5 protein-coding genes are annotated in these 3,390 nt (G+C 38.0%); all 5 read right to left on the bottom strand.

Annotation, left to right across the window (positions count from 1 at the left end; all coding sequences use genetic code 11):
* A partial coding sequence (locus tag LHL20_RS20600) for a formyltransferase family protein (protein ID WP_226434641.1) occupies positions 1–832 on the bottom strand: 832 nt, incomplete at its 3' end.
* A gap of 258 nt (positions 833–1,090) precedes the next feature.
* On the bottom strand, positions 1,091–1,561 hold the full coding sequence (locus tag LHL20_RS20595) for a YybH family protein (protein WP_226434640.1): 471 nt from the start codon (positions 1,559–1,561) through the stop codon (positions 1,091–1,093).
* 27 nt (positions 1,562–1,588) lie between these two features.
* Positions 1,589–2,059 carry a YybH family protein gene (locus LHL20_RS20590; protein ID WP_012516902.1) on the bottom strand — a complete coding sequence of 157 codons (471 nt, stop codon included), beginning with the start codon at positions 2,057–2,059 and terminating at the stop codon, positions 1,589–1,591.
* A 20-nt stretch (positions 2,060–2,079) separates the two neighbouring features.
* Positions 2,080–2,967, bottom strand: coding sequence for a copper resistance D family protein (locus LHL20_RS20585; protein WP_203565510.1), 888 nt, complete (start codon positions 2,965–2,967; stop codon positions 2,080–2,082).
* Between the two features lie 21 nt (positions 2,968–2,988).
* On the bottom strand, positions 2,989–3,342 hold the full coding sequence (locus LHL20_RS20580; protein WP_012516900.1) for a copper resistance CopC family protein: 354 nt from the start codon (positions 3,340–3,342) through the stop codon (positions 2,989–2,991).
* Positions 3,343–3,390 lie beyond the last annotated feature (48 nt).

The following is a 3,390-nucleotide window of genomic DNA, read 5'->3' as shown; positions in this document are numbered from 1 at the left end:
TTAGTACTCTTGATTCATATAGCCTTAAACTACGCTTAGAAAGTACAACATAGCCATCATTTATAGCAATGCTTTTAATTAGTGCATCCTCAAAGATTATGCTACCGCACGTGAAATCGTGACTGAAAGTTGTGACTTCGACATCATTTGCGATATATAACGCGTTATCTAACGAAATAAGAATCCCAAAGTGCCCATACTGTCGAAGGGCATGACTAAATTGAGCGGTGTTTTGATCCCAATTTACAAACCTTCTTTTTACTGGAGGTAGACTTTGGAATGACGCTAGCTTTTCCAATTGAGGTGTGGCGTTATTATAAAGTTCATTAAAGTTATTAAGTAATTCTTCTAACAGAGTTTCTGCGAGTAACTGAGACTTGACCATCAATGATGAAATCGTTTCATTGTTTTCGACCTCAAATTTCTCTTGGATTAGGATGCTACCTGCATCAAGTTTCTCAGTGAGTTTATGAATGCTAACACCCGCGTTCTCAGGGTTGTCGATAATGTAGGTGAGTGGGGTTGGGCCTCTACTTTTGGGTAGTAAAGATGGGTGGATATTAATCGCATATTTTATTTCGTTTGTGGGTACTTTGTATCCGTAATCGGCTACAACAAAGACTGTCTGTTCGTCATTTAAATATCCTTTAAGAGTCACGATACTTGGTTTTTCAGTGGAATAAACAATATTGTATTTACGACAAATTCGTTTGATGAAGCTCGCATTTTCCTGAACATCGTTTATAAAAACGCGTTCAATGTTCAATCTATTTTTAATTAGAAGTAACAAACAATTCGAGAATAAGTCGTTTCCAAAATAAACGATTTTCATATTTCTCTGCACCTTTTGAGAATAGCGTATGTGGAACAAAATGTAGGTTGGGAGGACAAGTGTTTAAGGATTCGATGTTGATTAAAAATCTGTGCAAAAACGAATAATAAGGGTTCATTGGCTGGCGGGAAGCTTAGTTCGTGCCAATATGAAGTGTAAGGCATTTTGGCAATAGGATAGCCGAGATGGTTCTGATATTGAGCAAACTGGAAAGCTACCGTTGATATTACCAAAGTAGCTTTCAATACATTTATTTCGCTAGTCTTTTGCACGATTTCTACTAGAGGAATGCGTGTGAACTATCAGCCACTCACCGTTAACTTTTTTAAAAAGAAAGGTTTGAAACCCCGTTTTGTTGAAAGTTTCTCCAGACTTCCTAACCTTTCCTTGAACGGTTGTATCAACGAGTGTCCAAGCAAAATCATCTTCTACATGAGTTTGAATGTTAGAAAAATCTAAACTTAAGAAAACTAAGGCATCCTTTTCTGGTTCAACATGATGCTCTATCAAGTCACTTAACCCTACATTCTGTCCGCCAGATTCAAAGTATCTTGCGCCTTTAAAGTCGAAAAAGTGCTTTTTAAAGGGGGCACCGTCTCCATTCTCCCAGCCATATTCAATTTGCTTTATAATGTCTTTTATCTGATCTTTATCAGTTGCATTGTTATCATGAGCGAAAGTGAAAAAAGATAACAAAGACAAAATGATTATGATTAAAAATTTTTTCATACGAGCTCTCTCGGGTAGTTAATCGAATCAATTTGACCAATGAATATGTTTGATTTTCCACTCTCCTTCGGTGTTGATTAAGACAATTGTTTCCATACTTTGGTAGTCTCTCTCTTCCCCCTTAAACATCCCATTGACCAGAAACCGCGATGCGGAGATTGCTGTGTTGCCCAGAACTTTGACTTGATGCTCCAACGCTTTATTTGTCACTGACGATAGATATTCCATATCTGAATTCATATGATGTTGAGCATATTCATCTGCGCTCCTCTCAACTCCGCCTCCTTCATAAATAGTCACATCATCCGCCAGTAGGCTCTTCGCAGTGATTTTGTCTCCCGTATTAAGCGCGTGATGGAATGCAATAACTATTTTAGCTGCAGGCGTATCTAACCCACTAAACATACCTTTCTCATGATGTTCTTTTTCATGGGCACTAGCAGCAAAACTCATGATTACGGGCATGATAAATAGTAAGACTAATAATTTAATTTTCATTTGAATTTCTCTTCTAAGTTTTATCTTTCGGGACCTACAATACTCGTAAGCCCAGAAGTAATGATTAAAATAGCAACTGCTATTGTTAACTCTAATGAAATGGATTTTGAGAGTGCTTCGCTTCCCGAGCCACTTTTAAGTTTTGGGACTAATTTCAGTTTGTGCCGTATAGCAATAGCTAGAATGCTAGTTACAAGGAACATTTTAACAAGAAGAGTTTGCCCATATATGGAGCTAAATAACCCTTCAAAACTACCTACCAATTGAATAGCTAGCCAAATGCCTGCAGATAATAATAAGGTAACCAATACGGCCGCCTGCGTACCAAACCTATCCATTAATTTATAAAGCTTTTCGTAGCTCTGGTAATGGCAGGAGAGCTTTAACGGAATCAATGCACCAAACCACCAAGCCATAACAAATACGTGAACCATAAGTAGTATTCGAGCAATACTTCCTAATTCAGAAACGTGGCCGGTTAAAGTAAATGTGTACGAGAGAGTGAATAGACACAGCACAAGTAAGCAAGACTTTAACCTTAGGAAAGGTTTAAGAGGTTTAAATTTCAATAAGTAGATAGTTATTAAAGCTACGGCTAACCCCCCCGCACGATACAAGGTGACTTCACCGATAGGAGAACTCAACATTATCTTAAGCATAAAGGGGTCAAGTGCGCCTTGAATTCCCTCTTCTACCATCGCTCCAGTGTTCGCGATAAACCACACTGCATTAGAAATAAACGCAACAAAGACACAAACCTTTACCCATACAGCGCTATAAGATGGCGTTGTATAACTTGTCCTACTGTCGTTAATATCTCGCCAGAAAAATGTATATCCAGCTGTGGCCGCGAAACCTAAATAAAACATTAGCTTTGTCACTACAATTACAGTGTTCCAGATATACATTTCCACAGCTGAATCCCCTTTTTAGTGCACCATAAATCCAAAACTATCTTTCATCTTGTGCCCATCGGAGCCAAGCATGATGAACTCAACATTGTATGAACCTGGACGTAATTTAGGTAAGGTCCAAGAATAATCCGTTGCAACCTCTTTCGGAGGTTCAAAGCCAAAATCAACTTTTGCACCTTCACTGTCTTTTAAAACTACTTTTATTAATCTAACTCCCTTGGTAAAGCTGACTGATAGTTCCATTGGGGCCTCCATCAACATTGCATTTTTGCTTGGTGTGCTAGATTTAATTTCTATAGCCTCATGTGCTAATGCCACGCTGCTTAGCAGTACACTAAATATTGCAAATGATTTAACAAGTGCTTTCATGATTACCTCTATCTTTGGTTAATATTCGGTTTTTAAAAATTAAAATTG

Origin of the sequence: Alteromonas sp. McT4-15, from assembly GCF_020515205.1 — a bacterium.
Lineage (GTDB): Bacteria > Pseudomonadota > Gammaproteobacteria > Enterobacterales > Alteromonadaceae > Alteromonas.
Note: the sequence above shows the minus strand (reverse complement) of the source record. Positions and strands in the feature narration are given on the sequence as shown.

Bases quoted from the DNA above. Each gene is read 5' to 3' on its own strand.
- LHL20_RS20580 (WP_012516900.1), bottom strand. From the start codon at position 3,342: ATGAAAGCACTTGTTAAATCATTTGCAATATTTAGTGTACTGCTAAGC.
- LHL20_RS20585 (WP_203565510.1), bottom strand. From the start codon at position 2,967: ATGTATATCTGGAACACTGTAATTGTAGTGACAAAGCTAATGTTTTAT.
- LHL20_RS20595 (WP_226434640.1), bottom strand. From the start codon at position 1,561: ATGAAAAAATTTTTAATCATAATCATTTTGTCTTTGTTATCTTTTTTC.
- LHL20_RS20590 (WP_012516902.1), bottom strand. From the start codon at position 2,059: ATGAAAATTAAATTATTAGTCTTACTATTTATCATGCCCGTAATCATG.